The following is a 17,265-nucleotide window of genomic DNA, read 5'->3' on the forward strand; positions in this document are numbered from 1 at the left end:
GTGGCGGGGAAGGGCCGATCCCTTAATTGGCTTCGTCGAGCAGGCGGCGGGCGATGACCTGGGCCTGGATTTCGCCGGCGCCCTCGAAAATGTTGAGGATGCGCGCGTCGGCCAGCAGGCGGCTGACCTGATATTCGGTGGCGAAGCCGTTGCCGCCATGGATCTGCAGCGCATTGTCGGCCGCCGCCCAGGCGACCCGCGCGCCGATCAGCTTGGCCATGCCGGCCTCCAGATCGCAGCGCTTGTCCTCATCCTTGCGCCGGGCGGCGAAATAGGTGAGCTGGCGCGCGCCCATGATCTCCGCCGCCATCATCGCCAGCTTGTTGGCGACGCGCGGGAAGTCGAAGATCGGCCGGCCGAATTGCTTGCGGTCGAGCGCGTAGGAAAGGCCGATGTCGAGCGCCGCCTGGGCGACGCCGATGGCGCGGGCGGCGGTCTGGATACGGGCGCTTTCGAAGGTCGCCATCAACTGCTTGAACCCCTGGCCCTCGACCCCGCCGAGCAGATTGGCGGCGGGCACGCGGAAATCGTCGAAGCCGATCTCATATTCCTTCATGCCGCGATAGCCGATCACCTCGATCTCGCCGCCGCTCATGCCGGGCGTGGGGAAGGGGGCGTCGACGGTGCCGCGCTGCTTGGGCGCGATCAGCATCGACAGGCCGCTATAGTTGCGGGTGTCGGGATCGGTGCGGACTAGCAGGGTCATCACGTCGGCGCGGGCCGCATGGGTGATCCAGGTCTTGTTGCCGCTGACCCGATATTCGCCATCGGCAAGCGTCGCGCGGGTGCGCAGTGCGCCAAGGTCGGAGCCGGTATCGGGTTCGGTGAAGACGGCGGTGGGCAGGATTGCGGCATTGGCGATCTGCGGCAGCCAATGGGCCTTCTGCTCGGCGGTGCCGCCGGTCAGGATCAGTTCGGCGGCAATTTCCGACCGGGTGGCGAGACTGCCGACACCGATCCAGCCGCGCGACAATTCTTCCGACACCACGCACATCGCGGTCTTGCCCATGCCAAGGCCACCAAATTCCTCCGGAATGGTCATGCCGAACACGCCCATCTCGCCCAGTTCCTGAACCAGCGGCAGCGGTATCAGCTCGTCCTTGAGATGCCATTCATGGGCGAAGGGCGCGACCTTCTCGTTCGACAAAGCGAAGAACTGGTCGCGCACCATGTCGAACATCTCGTCGAGGCCGCAATTTTCCAGCGTCGCCCGGCCGCGTGCATCGACCAGATGGTTGGCAATGGCGCTCTTCACCGCCTGGCCGCCGCCGCTGCGGATGAGGGTGCGCAGGGCCGGTGCGTCGAGCGCGGAAAGATCGTCGGTGAGGTCGGTGGGGCGGATCACCTCGCCCTGGTTCATCGGGATGCCGCCCAGCATCTGCGCGCCATATTCGGCGAAGAGCAACTGGGCGAGCAGTGCCTCGATCTCGCCGAAGCTGCCCTGGGCGTCGAGACTGGCCGCCCAGCTGGCGACTTCGCGCAGCATTTCGGCATAGGCAGCGAACCAGCCAAAGCCGTGGACGACATGCTGCTCGACATCGGCGAGGACGCGATCGACCTTGCCACCATCGCTGCTGATCCGCGCCTTCACATGCGGCCGTGCGGCGGCGACAAAGGCATGGGCGGCATCGGCCGCACCCGATAGCAGTGCCGGCAGATCGGGCAGGACCAGGATATTCTTTTCCATCTCCATGGTCGCGCTCATCCTTCCCCCGCCTGCTTCTTGTTCGCCGATGCCATTGCCTTGGCATCCAGTCCGCCGACCAGATTGCCGGTCATCAGCTGATTATGGGCATGGGCGAGATGATGCATATGGAACACGCTATCCATCACCTGCCGCTTGCCGCGCGCATCCTCGACAAAGTTGAACGCCTGCTTGGTCAGCGCCAGACCGAACCGTTCATGCTGTGCGATTTCGGCGGCGATCTTGGCCACTTCCTCGCGCAGCGTCTCGCGCGGGAAAATCTCGTTCACCATGCCGAAATTATAGGCGCGCTGGGCCGGCATGCGGCGGCCGAGCAGCAGCAGTTCGCGTGCGACGCGGGTCGGCAGTTCGAAGGCATGGGCGAAATATTCGACCCCCGGTTGGGCCATGCGCTGCACCGGATCCTGGAAGAAGGCGTCTTCCGATGCGATGATGAGGTCGCAGACCCAGGCCAGCATCAGCCCGCCGGCGATGCAGGCGCCCTGCACCATGGCGATCATCGGCTTGGGGATGTCGGCCCAGCGCCGGCACAGGCCCAGATAGCCGTCCTGTTCCAGCACATATTGGCGTTCGGCGCCGCCCTTGTTCAGATGGTCCCACCACATGCTGGTGCGCGTGCGCGGCATGTGGCTGTCCTTGTCCGGCGTGCCGATGTCATGGCCGGCGGAGAAATGCTTGCCCTCGCCACCGAGCACGATCACCTTGACCCCGTCATCCTCGACCGCGCGCTTGAAGGCATCGTCAAGCTGGCCGAGCAGCCGGTAATTCTGGGCATTGCCATATTGGGGGCGGTTCAGCATCACCCAGGCGACGCCGTCCACCACATTGTAGGTCACGAATTCGGGCTGCGCTTCTTCGGACATCGTCCTTCTCCCTCAGCGCGGCGGCATGCGCAGGCCACCGTCGAGCCGCACATATTCGCCGTTCCAATAGTCATTCTCGATCATCGCCAGCGCCATCGCGGCAAACTCCTCGGGCTTGCCGAAACGCTTGGGGAAGGGAACGGTGGCCGACAGCGCATCGCGCACCTTGTCGCTGGCCCGTGCCATCAGCGGCGTGTCGAAAATGCCGGGCAGGATCGCATTGACGCGGATGCCTTCGCCCATCAGGTCGCGCGCCATCGGCAGGGTCAGGCTTACGATGCCGCCCTTCGACGCGGAATAGGCCGCCTGGCCGATCTGGCCGTCGACCGCCGCCGCGCTGGAGGTGTTGATGATGACGCCGCGCGCCTTGTCCTCCAGCGGGTCGAGGCTGAGCATGCCGGCGGCCGACTTGGCACAGCAGCGGAAGGTGCCGATCAGGTTGATCTGGATGATCCGTTCGAACTGGTCGGTTGGGAAGGCCTTGATCTCGCCGGTCTCGCGGTCGCGGCTGGCGGTCTTGATGACATTGCCGGTGCCGGCGCAATTGACCAGGATACGCTCCTGGCCATGCGCGGCGCGTGCCTTGGCAAAGCCGGCATCGACCGAGGCCTCGTCGGTGACATCGACCTTGCAGAAGGTGCCGCCGATGTCCGCCGCGACCTTCGTTCCGGTTTCCTCGTTGAAATCGAACAGCGCGACCTTGGCGCCCTGCGCCGCGATGGCGCGGGCCGTCGCTTCGCCGAGGCCCGATGCCCCGCCGGTGACGATGGCGGCTACCCCCTGGTCGATCTTCATGCCTGTGTCCTCTCCTTCACGGGGCGTTGGGCGATCGCGCCGTCGCTCGTCAGCGCGTCGAGCGCGCCGTCGTCGAGGCCGAGCCATTCCCCCAATATTTCGCGGCTATGTTCGCCCACGCGCGGCGGGCAGTGACGATAATCGGCCGGCGTCGCCGACAGTTTGCCGGGATAGGCGACGGTCGGAATCTCGACCCCATCCTCTTCCCGGCGGTAGCGATGGACGGTCTGGCGGGCGTCGATGAAGGGATCCTCGAACACATCCTGGATGCTGTTGACCGGGCCGGCGGGGACGCCGGCGGCGACGAAGCGCGCCATCAGGTCATCGCGGGCGAAGGGGCGGACGATTTCCTGCACCTTCGCCTCGATCGCGTCGCGGTTGATGAGGCGCTGGGCGCTGGTGGCATAAAGCGGATCGGTGCCCAGTTCCACATGGCCCATTTCCGTGCAGAAGGCGCGGAACTGGCGGTCATTGCCGATCGCGATGATCATCATGCCGTCGGCGACCTCGAACGTCTTGTAGGGGACGACGGTGGGATGGCGATTGCCCAGGCGTCCGGGCACGATGCCGCCGACCAGCCAGTTCATCCCCTGATTGGCGAGCATCGCGATCTGGGTATCGAGCAGCGACACGTCGATCTGCTGCCCTTCGCCCGTGCGTTCGGCATGACGCAGGGCGGCCAGGATGGAGACTGTCGCGAACATGCCGGTCGACAGGTCAGCCATGGCGACGCCGGCGCGCAGCGGGCCACCATCCTCTTCGCCGGTGATGCTCATGAAGCCGCCCATGCCCTGGGCGACGAAATCATAGCCGCCCCGGTCGGCATAGGGGCCGGTCTGGCCGAAGCCGGTGATCGAGCAATAGACGAGGCGCGGGTTGATCGCCTTCAGGCTGGCATAGTCGAGACCATATTTGCGCAGGCCCCCGACCTTGAAATTCTCGACCAATATGTCGGCTTCCGCCGCCAGCCGGCGGATCAGCTCGGCGCCCTGTGGCGTCGCCAGGTTGATCGCGGCGGAGCGCTTGTTGCGATTGCAGGACAGATAATAGGCGCTGGTGCCGATTTCCGGCTGGCCATCGGCGCCGGTCAGGAAGGGCGGACCCCAGGCGCGGGTATCGTCGCCATGGCCGGGCAGTTCGATCTTGATGACGTCGGCACCGAAGTCGGCGAGTATCTGGGTCGACCATGGCCCCGCGAGCACGCGCGACAGGTCGAGAACCTTGATCCCTTCAAGCGCGCGGCCGCTCATCGGCTGCCCGCCTTGTCCGTCATGACTCCTGTCATCGCCATCCGCTCCTGTCTCCGTCTATCTGCTGCATCGGTTGATGATTCTGATAGCGGGTGCAGGAATGGAGGGCAAGAATTATTGCACTATGGGATACTTTTGGCGCTATTTCTTGGTGGCGCCGGCGAGATAGGCGAGCAGGTTGGCGCGATCCGCCGGGTTGGGCAGGCCGGCAAAGACCATGCGGCTGCCGGGGACGGCAGCGCTGGGCTTGGCGAGGAAGCCGTCGAGCGACTTGGCATCCCAGCGGATCTTGGCCTTTTGCATCGCCGGGGAATAGGTGAAACCGGGGACGGTGCCCGACGTGCGCCCGAACACGCCCGAGAGCGAGGGGCCGAGCTTCTTCACGCCCGGATCGACCGAATGGCAGACGGCGCAGCGGGCGAAGACCGCCTTGCCCTTGGTCGCATCGCCAGCCTGGGCCAGCGCCGGGCCGGTGGCGGCGACCGCCATGGCGAACATCATCACGCGCGAAACATGCTTCATCGACATCCTGATTCCTCTTCCCTTCTTCTCTGGCTAAAATCTATACCAGTGTGCATAAATAAACCAATAGCCGTCTGAGTCTGAACGGCGGTTGAAGCGGGAAGGATGCGGAAATGGCCGATGGCGAACCCATGGCGAACCATCGGTTCGGGCCGGGGGGCATGGCGCTGGCGTTGCTGGTGAACATCATGTTCGCGCTGAATGTCATCGCGATGAAGGTGGTGGTGGATGCGACCGCGCCGCTATTGTCGGTGGCGCTGCGGATGGGAACGGTCTTCCTGATCTGTGCGCCGGCGCTGCGTCCGCTGCCGGGGCGGACGGGCTGGCTGATGCTTTATGGCTTCCTCAATGGCGGGCTGTTCCTGCTGCTGCTGAACCTGGCTTTGTTCATGGCGACCAATGTCGGGACACTGGCGATCGCGGGGCAATTGAGCGTGCCCTTCTCACTGCTGCTGGGCGCACTGCTGCTGGGCGAGCGGCTCAACCGGCGCAAGATTGTCGGCGTGCTGCTGGCCTTTGCCGGGGTCGTGGCGCTGGTGTTCGACCCGCATATATTGGCGGAGGTGCCCGCCGTATTGGTGATGGCCAGCGCGGCGATGGTGTGGGGCGGCGCGACCTTGGTGCAGCGCAAGCTGACCGGGGTGAGCGTGATGAACGGCCAGGCGTGGAACGGACTGATGGGCGCGGCGGTGCTGGCGCCCTTTGCCCTGATTTTCGAACGGCCGGCGATTGCGGGGCTGGCCCATGTCGGCTGGGTGCCGACCGGTTGGTTCGCCTTTTCCTGCCTGGGCGCGACGGTGCTGGGGCAGGGGACGCTCGCCTGGCTGCTGCAACGCTATCCGATCTCGACCATCATGCCGCTGATGCTGGCATCGCCGGTCATGTCGACGGTCTTCGCCTCGCTCTATTTCGGCACGCCGATCACGGTCGGCATGATTGCAGGTGGGACCGTGGCGCTGCTGGGCGTGACGATCATTGCCTTCTCGCCCGACCGCAGGCCGGTCGACTGACCACATAAAAAATGGGCCGGCGTCGCATGCCTCGACGCCGGCCCAGGGGGCTTCCGAAAGGCGGTGGTCAGACCGCCCGTTCGAAGATGGCGGCCAGGCCCTGACCGCCGCCAATGCACATGGTTTCCAGGCCATAGCGGCCGTCGCGCCGCTGCAGCTCGCGCAGCAGATTGGCGAGGATGCGTCCGCCGGTCGCGCCGATCGGATGGCCGAGCGAAATGCCCGATCCATTGACGTTGAGCTTGTCGCGATCGTCCCAGTTCCAGCCCTTGAGGCAGGCCAGAACCTGCGGCGCGAAGGCTTCGTTGAGTTCGACCAGATCGATGTCGTTCCAGCCAAGGCCATTGCGGGCGAACAGCTTTTCGACTGCCGGCACCGGACCAATGCCCATGCGCGAGGGATCGCAGCCCGCCGCGGCCCAGCTGTGCAGCCAGGCCATGGGTTCAAGGCCCAGTTCCTCCAGCTTGTCCTCCGCGACCACCAGGCAGGCAGCGGCGGCGTCATTCTGCTGACTGGCATTGCCGGCGGTGACCACGCCATCCTTCTCGATCGGCTTCAACAGGGCGAGCGATTCCGGCGTGGCGTCGGCGCGAATGCCCTCATCCATGGCGAAGATTAGCGGATCGCCCTTGCGCTGGGGCACGGCGACCGGAACCAGCTCGTCGTCGAACTTGCCGGCAGCCCAGGCGGCTGCGGCGCGTTGATGGCTCATTGCGGCATATTCGTCGCAGGCCTGGCGGCTGATGTCATAATCCTTGGCGAGATTGTTCGCCGTCTCGATCATGCCGCTGATGATGCCATAGCGGGCGATCGGCTGCGACATGACGCGGCCGCGGGTCAGGCGGTCATGGAACTGGGTCGATCCGGAACGGGCGCCCCAGCGATGGTCCATCGAATAATATTCGACATTGGACATGCTCTCGACCCCACCGGCGACGACGATGTCGGCGGCGCCGGTCTGGATCCGCATGGCCGCGTCGATCACCGCCTGAAGCCCCGAACCGCAGCGCCGGTCGAGTTGCACGCCGGGAATGCTTTCGGGCAAGCCGGCGGCCAGCGCCGACCAGCGGCCGATGCAGGGCGCCTCGCCATTGCCATAGCCCTGGGAGAAGACGACATCGTCGATCCGTTCCGGATCGATCCTGGTCCGCTCCATCAGCGCCTTGATGATGACCGCGCCCAGATCGCCGGCGCTGAAGGATTTCAGAGAACCGCCATATTTGCCGACGGCGGTGCGGATGGGGGCGACGATGGCGGCTCTGCGCATGCGATGTCCTTTGCGGGAATGGGGAGGATCAGGCGGCCGCTTCGGCCTGGCGGATCATCTGCTTGGCGATGATGGTCTGCTGGATCTGGCTGGTGCCTTCATAGATGCGCAGCAGCCGGACATCGCGATAGAAGCGCTCGACCTTATATTCGGCCATATAGCCGGCGCCGCCATAAATCTGGACGGCGCGGTCGGCGATCCGGCCGACGGCTTCGGAGGCGTAATATTTGAGCGCGGCGCATTCCAGGCTGACCGGCTCGCCGGCGTCGAACTTGGCGGCGACCGACTGCATCAGCGCCTCGGTGGTCAGCATGTCGACCTTCATGTCGGCGAGCATTGCCTGGACCAGCTGGAAATCGGCGATGCGCTGGCCGAACTGCTTGCGCTCCATCGCATATTGCAGGGCCATGTCGATCAGCCGCTGGCACATGCCGAGCGCGACCGCGGCGATATGGATGCGGCCGCGATCCAGCACCTTCATCGCGGTCTTGAAGCCGCGACCGGGTACGCCGCCGATGATGTTGGCGGCCGGCACGACGACGTCATCCAGGATCACGTCGGTCGTGACCGCGCCCTTCTGACCCATTTTCTTGTCCGGCTTGCCGAAGCTGATGCCGGGGGTGCCGGCGGGCAGGATGAAGGCGGAGATGCCGGCCGCGCCCTTCACGTCCGGTTCGGTCCGGGCCATCAGGGTGAAGACGCTGGCGCGCGGCGCGTTGGTGATGAAGCGCTTGGTGCCGGTGATGCGGTAAGTGTCGCCGTCGCGGACCGCCACGGTGCGCAGTGAACCGGCGTCGGACCCAGCCTCCGGCTCGGTCAGGCCGAAGCTGGCGATCGCCTCACCGGTGGCGAATTTGGGCAGCCATTCGCGCTTCTGTTCCTCGGTCCCGTCCATGACGATGCCCTGGCTGCCGATGCCGACCGTGGTGCCGATGACGGAGCGGAAGACGACCGACGCGCGGGTGATCTCGCGGATGATCGCCGCTTCCTCCGCCATAGTGCAGCCGATGCCGCCAAATTCCTCCGGCACCGACAGGCCGAACAGGCCCATGTCGCGCATCTGCTGGATGATGGTTTCGGGAACGGCATCCGCTTCCTCGACGGCGTCCTCGGCCGGGATCAGCTTTTCACTGACGAAGCGGCGGACGGTGGTGCGGAACAGGTCGAACGTCTCGGCGTCCATGAAAAATCTCCTCTCAATATCCGATGTCGGCGACCATCGCGTCGCTGCCGTCGCAGCGGATCGCACGGCAGCGGCCGGCTTCATCCTCGCGCAGCAATACGGGCTGGCCGGCGAAGACCGGCGCGACCGCGCGGAAGGCGAAGCGGGTCGGGCTGCGGCCGCCGCGCCGGGCATGGCCGAACAATTTGGCAGCGGTAAAGGGGCCGTGGACCACCAGGCCGGGATAGCCTTCCTCGCCGGTCGCATAGGGCAGGTCATAATGGATGCGATGGCTGTTGAAGGTGACGGCCGAGAAGCGGAACAGGTCGACGCTGCCGGGCGCCCAACTCACATCGTCGGGGGCCGCATCGACGGTCGCGGGGGCGATCGCGGGCGTCGGTGCGCCGGTGTCGCGATAGACGATGGTCTGCACCTCGCTCACCCGTTCGCGATCGGCCTGGACGATGCTGTGGCCGACCTTCACGAGGACAAGCTCGCCGCTGCGGCCGCTCTTGTGGGCGATGTCCAGCACGGTCGAGGTGCGGGTCGCTTCCCAGTCGAGCATCAAGGGCGCGTGGAACTGCATCTCGGCGGCCGCGAACATGCGGCGGGGCAGGCTGATCGGCGGCAGGAAGCCACCGCGTTTGGGATGGCCGTCCGGGCCGATCTGGTCAGCGGCGGCAACCGGCAGGAAAAAGGCCCAATGGGCCAGTGAGGGCTGGACCGCCTCGACATCGAGCGGTTCGCCGATAGCGGCGGCAAAGCGGCGCAGCGCTTCCCGGCCGAGCATTTCGGTCCGGCTCTCGGTCCTGCCGACCCATGTCTGCCAATGGGCGATATCGGATGGGGGAAGGGTCATGCGACCAGTCCTTCGTCATGGAGGCGGCCGATCGCGCCGCTGTCGAGGCCGAGCAACTCGCTCAATATCTGGTCGCTATGCTCGCCAAGGCGCGGGGCCGTGCCGACGGCGCCGCGCCCCTCGCCGGCCAGCGTGCCCGCCGGACCGGAGGTGGGGTAGGTGAGGCCGCTGGGATGGGCGATCGTCTCGAACAGGGGATTGGCGGTGAACAGCCGTTCGTCCTGTGTCACAGCCTGATGCAGCGACTGATATTCGCCCCAGGTGACGCCGCCCGCGTCGAAGGCGGGCTTTAGCGCGTCGCTGCTGCGCGCGGCGAAGGCTGCTTCGAACAGCGGGAAAAGCCGGGCGCGGTGGGTGAAGCGGGCGCCTTCATCCCTGGCGAAATTGGCACCCGTTTCGCCCTCGATCGCGGCGATCGCTTCGCCAAGGTCCAGCGTCTTGAGGAGGCCGGTCCATTGGCGCGGGGTGATGGCAACGACGATCAGCCTTTTGCCGTCGGCGGTCAGGAAATCCCGGCCGAAGGCGCCGAACAGGTCATTGCCCATGCGCGGCCGGTCGCCGGCTGACAGCACTTCGGCGACGGAGCCGAGATGCGACAGGGTTGAGGCCGCGAGGTCCGACAGGGGCACGCGGATTTCCGCGCCCTGGCCGGTCGCGCGTCGGCGCAGCAGGGCGGACGTCATGGCGAAGGCGGCATAGGCGCCGCCCAGAAGATCCCAGGCGGGCAGGACATGGTTGACCGGACGGTCATCGTCGGCCGGGCCGGTCATCATCGGCACGCCGGCGGCGGCGTTGATGGTGTAATCGACCGCCGGCGACCCGTCGGCCCAGCCCATCACGCGGACGCTGATGATGTCGGCGCGGCGCGCGGCCAGCGCCTCATGGCTGAGGAAGCCCTTGACCGGATAATTGGTGAGGAACAGGCCGGCATTGTCGCCCGGCGCGGTGGCGATGGCGACCGCCAGTTCGCGCCCTTCGGGCCGGCCAAGATCGATCGCGATCGATTTCTTGCCCTTGTTGAGCCCCTCCCAATAGAGGCTGGCCCCGGAGGGGGCGACCGGCCAGCGGCGATAGTCCGGGCCGCCACCGATGGCGTCGAAGCGGATCACCTCCGCCCCCATCTGCGCCAGATGCAGGCCGCTGGACGGGCCGGCGATGAAGGCGGCCCCCTCGACCACGCGCAGGCCCTTGAGCATGTCGTACATGGATATTCCCCCTAGCCCAGCCTGACCATGGTGCGGCCGATATTGGCGCCCGAGAACAGGCCCCAGAAGGCGTCGAGCGCCTTGTCGATGCCGTCATAGACGGTTTCGGCCGAGGCCATCTGGCCGGCCTGGTTCCAGGCGGTCATGCGCTCCAGCATTTCCGCCTCAAGATCCATATGGTCGAGTGCGATATAGCCCTGCATGCGGATGCGCTTGGTCATCAGCATGGTGAGGTTGCGCGGCACGGTCGGCGCGTCGGTCACATTATATTGCGAGATCATGCCGCAGATGGCGAAGCGCGCGAAATCATTGGCGAGCGACAGGGCGGCCTGCAGATGATCGCCGCCGACATTGTCGAAATAGACGTCGATGCCGCTGGCACCGATCGCCTTGACTTCGCGGGCGAGGGCCTTGGTGAGGTTCGGCTCCGCCTTGTAATCGATCGCGGCGTCGACCTTGAGCACATCGCGCAGGAAGGCGGTCTTGTCCGGGCCACCGGCCGATCCGATCACCCTGCATCCCATGTTGCGGGCGATCTGGCAGGCGATCGATCCGACGGCGCCGGACGCAGCCGACACGAAGACGGTGTCGCCCGGCTGCAACTCCGCAATGCGGATGAGGCCGGCATAGGCGGTGAGGCCGGTCATGCCGGCGAAGCAGAGATAGGCCTGGGGCGGCAGTGCCTGGCGATCGCGATGCTGGAGCGTGGTGCCTGGGGCGTTGAACGCCTCGCGCCAGCCAAGCCGGGAAAAGACGAGGTCGCCGGGCGCGAAGGCCGGATCGTTGGAGGCGATCACTTCGCCGATCGCCGGGCCCTCCATCGCCGCATCGAGGGCGAAGGGCGGGACATAGCTTTTGGCGTCGTTCATCCGCCCGCGCATCGCCGGGTCGACCGCCATCCAGAGATTGCGAACCTGGACCTCGTCGGGGCCGGGCGGCGGCAGAGCCTGTTCGATGGTGGCGAAATCCTCCGCCACGGGGGCGCCGACCGGGCGGCGCTTCAACTGTATTTCGCGCGATGGCATGGTCATCGGCCCTTCAATAGCCATTGAGCCGCGCCCAGCGCTCGCGATGCCAGGCGGTGCTGCCATGGCATTGCTCCGCGACGCGGGCGCGCTTCAGGTAAAGTCCGGCATCATGTTCATGGGTCATGCCGATGCCGCCATGCAGCTGGACCATCTGCGAGGAGATGCGGTGCAGCGTCTCGCCGGCGATCGCCTTGGCGAGCGAGGCGAGGGCGGGAAGCGCCGGATCATCGGCATCGATCGCCGCCAGCGCGGTTTCGACCGCCGATCGCGTCAGCTGCAATTCGCCGAACAGTTCGGCCGCGCGATGCTGCAGCGCCTGGAAGGAGCCGATGATCGCGCCGAACTGGACGCGGGTCTTGAGATAATCGAGCGTGATGTCGAAGGCCTGGGTCGCACTGCCCAGCATTTCGGCGGCCATGCCGATCGCCGCCCGGTCGCGGATCGCGTCGATCAGGTCGGCGGCCTTGCCGACTTCCCCCAGCACGTCGTTGTCGGCGACATTGACAGCCTCAAGCCGATAGAAGGCCGGGCGCCGGGCGTCGATCTGGTCGAGCACCTGCCGTTCCAGTCCGGCGCTGTCGGTCGGCACCAGGAACAGGGTCAGGCCATCGCGATCGCCCGGCGCGCCGCTGGTGCGCGCGGCAACGATGGCGAGGTCGGCGATCATGCCGTCCTGCACCGGGCGCTTGGTGCCGGATAGCTTCCAGCCATCGTGCGAGGCTGTGGCGGCCAGCGCGGTGCGCTCGGGTGCATGATGTGGCCCTTCGTCGAGCGCCAGCGTGCCAATCAGCGATCCGTCGGCGATGCCCGGCAGCCAGCGGGCCTGTTGCTCCTGCGTTCCCGCGAGGCGCAGCGCGGATGCGGCGACCAGCGCGGAGCTGATGAGCGGCGAGGCGGCCAGGGTGCGCCCCAGCTCTTCGATCACCAGGCCAAGGCTGAGATAGCCGAAATCGGCGCCGCCATGGGCTTCCGGCACGATGATGCCGCACCAGCCCATCTGCGCCATTTCGGCCCAGGCGTCGGCATCATAGCCGTCCGATCCGCTGCGGCCGCCGCCGCCATGATCGTACAGGCCGCGCAGCGCGGTCACGGGCAGGCGGTCGCGCACCCATTGCGACGCCATGTCCTTCAGCATCGTCTGTTCTTCGTTCAGCACCGCCACGGCGCGTCCTCCCGCATCCTGTCTTTTCTCTCGTCCTCGCCCATGCTCAGCCCGGCAGGCCCAGCGTGCGCTTGGTGGTGATATTGTTCTGCACCTCGTAGCTGCCGCCGTAGATGGAGAAGGCCTTGCTGTGCAGCCAGGCGCGCGTCGCCTCCTTCTCGGCCGCGCTATAGGGATCGCCGGCCCAGCCCAGGCCATCGGCGCCCATGATCTCGACCAGCAGTTCGGCCCGTTCCTGGATGATGCCGGACCACAAATTCTTGAGCGCGGACACGCCATGGCTGGGGCCGCCATTCTTGGCTTCGGCGGCGAGCCGGCGGACGGTCGCCATATAGGCTTCGTGCCGCATCGCATTGCGCACCATCCGGGCGCGCAGGTCCGGGCTGCCGATCCGCCCGAGCGCGTCCGTGCCCAGATAGTCATGGGCGAGCGGGGCGAGGGGGGTGATGTCGGCCTTCACCTCCGACAGGCTGTTGCGCTCGAACTGCAGCAGCCGCTTGGCGATGGTCCAGCCCTGGTTGACCTCGCCCACCAGATTGCCCTTGGGCACCTTCACATCGTTGAAGAAGACTTCGCAGAAATGGGTCGATCCGCTGATGAGGACGATCGGCCGGGCCTCGATCCCTTCGGATTGCATGTCGACCAGCAGGAAGCTGATGCCGCCCTGTTTGCGCTCGGTATCGGTGCGGACGAGGACGAAGCACCAGTCGGCCTGGTCGGCGCCCGACGTCCAGATCTTCTGCCCGCTGACCAGCCAGTGATCGCCCATGTCGATGCATTTGGTCTGGAGCGCGGCCAGGTCCGATCCCGCACCGGGTTCGGAAAAGCCCTGGCACCAGCGCCGTTCATGGCTGGCGATGAAGGGCAGATGTTCCAGCTTCTGCGCTTCGTCGCCATATTCCAGCAAAGTCGGGCCAAGCATCATCGTGCCATAGCTGCGGATCGGGTTGAAACCGCCGATCGCCGCCAGTTCCTCGCCGATGATCTTGCCATGCGCTTCGGTGAGGCCGGCGCCGCCATAGCGCGGCGCCCAGGTCGGCACGCCCCAGCCCTTGTCGGTCATGCGCTGGCGCCAGAGCTGATAGTCGGCATTGGCGGCGGCGGCATGGGCGTCGCCCTGGAAGATCAGGCCGGGCACATTGGTCAGCGCCGGCGGAAAATTCGCCTTCAGCCAGGCACGCGCCTCCTGCCGGAATTCTTCTCTATCGATGGGCTCCATTTCCGCCATCCACTCACATCCCTGTTCTGCTCGAAAGGCGAACGCGCCGTCCGGGTGTTACCCGTCGGGCTGCTCGCGGCTTTCGGATGGCCGCTTGCGATCCATGAGCGATTCCTTAGGTCAATATTGCACAGGTGGCTAGTTATATTTTGCACTCAAGGATAATTTTCATCCGCAACGGAAATCGCGAATTTTGCGCAATGCGGCGGAAAAGCGTGGAAATGCGGCGGCGCCCGTGCGCCGCGCAAGGGAAAATATCGTAACGACGATTGTCCGATTGACAGCCGGTCACCTGTTCATAAACTATACCATAATGCAAAATTGATAAGGCCGGTCCGCCGTGGCGCGAGAACTGGCTACCGCTGCAGGAGAGCGTAGTATGGAAACCATGGCCGCCCGTCCGATCCCGGCGCATGTGCCGCCCGACATGATCGGCAATTTCAGCCTGTTCAGTTCGCCGGGGCTGGAGCCGACGCCCAATGGCGACCCGCAGGCGGCGAGCGCGGTGGTGCATGACGGGCCGCGCATCTTCTATTCGCCGGTCAACACCCGCGACGGCAAGGGCACCTGGGTCATCACCCGCGCGCAGGACCAGCGGCGGGTGCTGCAGGATCCCGAAACCTTCTCCAGCCATCGCAGCATCTTTGCCTCGGCACTGGGCGAAAGCTGGCCGATGATCCCGCTGGAACTGGACCCGCCAGACCATGGCAAGTTCCGTTCGCTGCTCAATCCTCTGCTGTCGCCCAAGCGGGTGATGGCGCTGGAAACGGCGGTGCGCGAAAGGGCGAGCGTGCTGATCGACCGGATCGCGGCGTCGGGCACCAGTTGCGACGTAATGACCGATTTTGCCTTCCCCTTCGCGGTCAATATCTTCCTGCGCTTCCTGGGCCTGTCGGACGATAGGCTGGACGAATTTGTCGGCTGGGCCAACGACCTGCTGCATGGCGACAATGTGAAGCGGCCGGCGGCGGCGCGCACCATCGTCGCGTTCATCGACGAGCTTTCGGCCGATCGGCGTCGGCAGCCGGTCGATGATTTCATGTCCTTCCTGGTGCAGTCGCGGATCGACGACCGGCCGCTGACCGACATGGAGATCAGGGGCACGGGCGTGCTGCTGTTCATCGCCGGGCTGGACACGGTGGCGGCCGCGATCGGCTTTGACCTCAACTATCTGGCGCGGCATCAGGCGGACCAGCAATGGCTGCGCGACGATCCCAAGCGGATCGTGCTGGCGGCGGAGGAATTGCTGCGCGCCTATCCGACGGTGCAGATGATCCGGGTCGCGACGAAGGACGTGGATTTCGAGGGTGCGCCGATCCGCAAGGGCGATTATGTGTCCTGCGCGACGATGATCGCCAATCGCGACCCGCTGGAATTTGCCGATCCTGCGCGCATCGACCTCGCCCGCGAGGATAATCGCCACACTGCCTTTGCCTACGGTCCGCATCGCTGCCTGGGGTCGCATCTGGCGCGGCGCGAGATCGTCGTCGGGCTGGAGGAATGGCTGAAACGCATCCCGACCTTCCGCATCAAGTCCGGCACCGCGCCGGTCACCTATGGCGGCCATGTGTTCGGGATCGAAAATCTCATCCTCGACTGGTCGCAGGAGGATGCGGCATGAAGATCATTGTGCATCGCGAGAAATGCCAGGGCCATGCCCGCTGCTGGGCGATGGCGCCCGACATCTTCGAACTGGATGACGAGGGCTATATCATGCCCGGCGACATCGACGTGCCGGAAGAGCAGGAGAGGCTGGCCTGGATGGGCGCCAAATCCTGCCCCGAACGCGCGCTCGACATCCAGAAATGAGAAGCTCCCTGCTGGCCCTTGGTGGCCTTGTCGCGCTGGCATCCGGCCCGGCTATGGCGGCGGAGCTGCGCCCCGACCAGATCGCCTTTCGCGATATCTATCGCGAACTGGTGGAGACCGACACCAGCGCCCCGACCGGCAGCTGCACCGTGGCGGCGGGCCGGATGCTCGATCGGCTGCGCAAGGCTGGCTTCGGGCCGGACCGCGCCGAGGTCTTCGTGCCGGAGGGGCATGACAAGGATGGCGGCCTGATCGCCCGGATCGAGGGGAGCGATCCGCGCGCCGCACCGATGCTGCTGGTCGATCATATCGATGTGGTCGCTGCCCGGCGCGAGGATTGGCCGCGCGATCCGTTCCGGCTGACCGAGGAGAAGGGCTATTTCATCGGGCGCGGGGTGATCGACGACAAGGCGCTATCGGCGATCTGGGTCGACAGCCTGATCCGGATGCAGGCGGCGGGCTTTCGTCCCCGGCGCACGATCAAGGTGGCGCTGACCTGTGGCGAGGAAAGCAGCGATGCGGTGAACGGCGTCGACTGGCTGCTGCGCAACCGGCGCGACGTGGTACAGGCGGGCTTTGCCCTGAACGAGGGCGGCTATGGCATCAGCGACAAGGATAGCCGGCCGATCGCCCTTTATCTGGCGGTGGGCGAGAAATATGCGCAGAGCTTCACGATCGAGGCGCGCAACAGTGGCGGCCATAGCAGCCGGCCGCGTCCCGACAATGCGATCTATGACCTGGCCGATGCGCTCGCGGCGGTGCGGCGGCTGTCATTCCCGATCCAGCTCAATCCGACCAATCGCGGCTATTTCACCCGCATGGGGCCGATCGTTGGCGGCGCGATGGGGCAGGCGATGGAGCGGCTGGGGCAGGGGCAGGACGATGCCGCAACGGTCGCGACGGTGACAGGCGACGTCACCTATAATGCGATGTTGCGCACCACCTGCGTCGCGACGCAGGTGGAGGCGGGCCATGCCGAAAACGCGCTGCCGCAGCGGGCGCAGGCGACGATCCAGTGTCGTCTGTTTCCCGGCGACAGGGTGGAGGATGTCGAGGCGCGGCTGCGCGCGGCGCTGCCGTCCGGCATTGCCCTGACGCGCAAGGGCGACAAGGGGGCGCCGGCCGTGCCGCCGCCGCTCGATCCCCGGATCATGGGACCGGCCGAAAAACTGGCGCAGCGGCATTTCCCCGGCATTCCGGTGGTGCCCAACCTGCTGACCGCCGGCACCGATGGTCGCTATCTCAGCGCTGCGGGCATCCCGACCTATGGCGTGCCGGGCATCTTCCTCGATCCCGACGGCAATGGCGCGCATGGCGTGGACGAGCGCATCCGGGTGAAGAGCGTCTATGATGGGCGCGACTATCTCTATGCGCTGATCCGCGCCTATGCCGAGGGGCGCTGACCGGCC

16 protein-coding genes are annotated in these 17,265 nt (G+C 66.1%); 4 read left to right on the top strand and 12 right to left on the bottom strand.

Annotated features, from left to right (window positions below; translation table 11 throughout):
- Positions 1-22: 22 nt before the first annotated feature.
- The 5 genes from VHN57_RS06245 to VHN57_RS06265 all read right to left on the bottom strand — a co-directional run bounded on the left by VHN57_RS06245 (position 23) and on the right by VHN57_RS06265 (position 5,141).
- Positions 23-1,705 (bottom strand): acyl-CoA dehydrogenase family protein, encoded by a 1,683-nt coding sequence (locus VHN57_RS06245; protein ID WP_278988328.1) that lies wholly within the window; start codon positions 1,703-1,705, stop codon positions 23-25.
- Entirely contained in the window at positions 1,702-2,568 is an 867-nt protein-coding gene (locus VHN57_RS06250; RefSeq protein ID WP_007707227.1) for an enoyl-CoA hydratase, read from the bottom strand. The genes VHN57_RS06245 and VHN57_RS06250 overlap by 4 nt, the downstream gene beginning before the upstream one ends.
- 12 nt (positions 2,569-2,580) lie before the next feature.
- Entirely contained in the window at positions 2,581-3,363 is a 783-nt protein-coding gene (locus VHN57_RS06255; protein WP_004212325.1) for an SDR family NAD(P)-dependent oxidoreductase, read from the bottom strand.
- Positions 3,360-4,613 carry a CaiB/BaiF CoA transferase family protein gene (locus VHN57_RS06260; protein WP_278988587.1) on the bottom strand — a complete coding sequence of 418 codons (1,254 nt, stop codon included), beginning with the start codon at positions 4,611-4,613 and terminating at the stop codon, positions 3,360-3,362. Before VHN57_RS06260 ends, VHN57_RS06255 begins: the two co-directional genes overlap by 4 nt.
- A gap of 141 nt (positions 4,614-4,754) precedes the next feature.
- The gene (locus VHN57_RS06265; protein ID WP_004212329.1) at positions 4,755-5,141 is read right to left on the bottom strand and encodes a c-type cytochrome; all 387 of its coding nucleotides are present in this window, start codon (positions 5,139-5,141) and stop codon (positions 4,755-4,757) included.
- A gap of 107 nt (positions 5,142-5,248) precedes the next feature.
- Here VHN57_RS06265 and VHN57_RS06270 point away from each other — a divergent pair, with 107 nt between their 5' ends.
- Positions 5,249-6,145 carry a DMT family transporter gene (locus tag VHN57_RS06270; RefSeq protein WP_423283161.1) on the top strand — a complete coding sequence of 299 codons (897 nt, stop codon included), beginning with the start codon at positions 5,249-5,251 and terminating at the stop codon, positions 6,143-6,145.
- A 67-nt stretch (positions 6,146-6,212) separates the two neighbouring features.
- Here VHN57_RS06270 and VHN57_RS06275 read toward each other — a convergent pair whose 3' ends face one another.
- Genes VHN57_RS06275 through VHN57_RS06305 form a run of 7 tightly spaced genes read right to left on the bottom strand, consistent with a single transcriptional unit; the run spans position 6,213 to position 14,056 of the window.
- A complete protein-coding gene (locus VHN57_RS06275) occupies positions 6,213-7,412 on the bottom strand; it encodes an acetyl-CoA C-acetyltransferase (RefSeq protein ID WP_278986827.1) in 1,200 nt (399 codons plus the stop codon).
- A gap of 28 nt (positions 7,413-7,440) precedes the next feature.
- Entirely contained in the window at positions 7,441-8,595 is a 1,155-nt protein-coding gene (locus VHN57_RS06280) for an acyl-CoA dehydrogenase family protein (RefSeq protein WP_278986825.1), read from the bottom strand.
- A gap of 13 nt (positions 8,596-8,608) precedes the next feature.
- Entirely contained in the window at positions 8,609-9,433 is an 825-nt protein-coding gene (locus tag VHN57_RS06285; protein ID WP_278986823.1) for an HTD2 family dehydratase, read from the bottom strand.
- On the bottom strand, positions 9,430-10,638 hold the full coding sequence (locus tag VHN57_RS06290; protein ID WP_278986822.1) for a CoA transferase: 1,209 nt from the start codon (positions 10,636-10,638) through the stop codon (positions 9,430-9,432). Before VHN57_RS06290 ends, VHN57_RS06285 begins: the two co-directional genes overlap by 4 nt.
- A gap of 11 nt (positions 10,639-10,649) precedes the next feature.
- Positions 10,650-11,669, bottom strand: coding sequence for an NADP-dependent oxidoreductase (locus VHN57_RS06295; RefSeq protein WP_278986821.1), 1,020 nt, complete (start codon positions 11,667-11,669; stop codon positions 10,650-10,652).
- A gap of 7 nt (positions 11,670-11,676) precedes the next feature.
- A complete protein-coding gene (locus tag VHN57_RS06300; RefSeq protein ID WP_278986820.1) occupies positions 11,677-12,828 on the bottom strand; it encodes an acyl-CoA dehydrogenase family protein in 1,152 nt (383 codons plus the stop codon).
- A 46-nt stretch (positions 12,829-12,874) separates the two neighbouring features.
- Positions 12,875-14,056, bottom strand: a complete 1,182-nt coding sequence (locus tag VHN57_RS06305) for an acyl-CoA dehydrogenase family protein (protein ID WP_278986819.1) — start codon at positions 14,054-14,056, stop codon at positions 12,875-12,877.
- 370 nt (positions 14,057-14,426) lie between these two features.
- Between VHN57_RS06305 and VHN57_RS06310 the strand changes: the two genes are divergently transcribed.
- From VHN57_RS06310 to VHN57_RS06320, 3 genes are read left to right on the top strand one after another with little or no spacing between them, the layout of a single operon-like run.
- Positions 14,427-15,668: a cytochrome P450 gene (locus tag VHN57_RS06310; RefSeq protein ID WP_063976861.1), complete on the top strand. Its 1,242-nt coding sequence runs from the start codon at positions 14,427-14,429 to the stop codon at positions 15,666-15,668.
- Complete coding sequence (locus VHN57_RS06315) at positions 15,665-15,856, top strand: ferredoxin (RefSeq protein ID WP_004212347.1); 192 nt, start codon at positions 15,665-15,667, stop codon at positions 15,854-15,856. Before VHN57_RS06310 ends, VHN57_RS06315 begins: the two co-directional genes overlap by 4 nt.
- A complete protein-coding gene (locus tag VHN57_RS06320; protein ID WP_423283166.1) occupies positions 15,853-17,259 on the top strand; it encodes a M20/M25/M40 family metallo-hydrolase in 1,407 nt (468 codons plus the stop codon). Before VHN57_RS06315 ends, VHN57_RS06320 begins: the two co-directional genes overlap by 4 nt.
- The last annotated feature ends 6 nt before the right edge of the window (positions 17,260-17,265 follow it).

It is taken from the genome of Sphingobium salicis subsp. salicis (genome assembly GCF_049472635.1).
Classification (GTDB): domain Bacteria; phylum Pseudomonadota; class Alphaproteobacteria; order Sphingomonadales; family Sphingomonadaceae; genus Sphingobium; species Sphingobium yanoikuyae_A.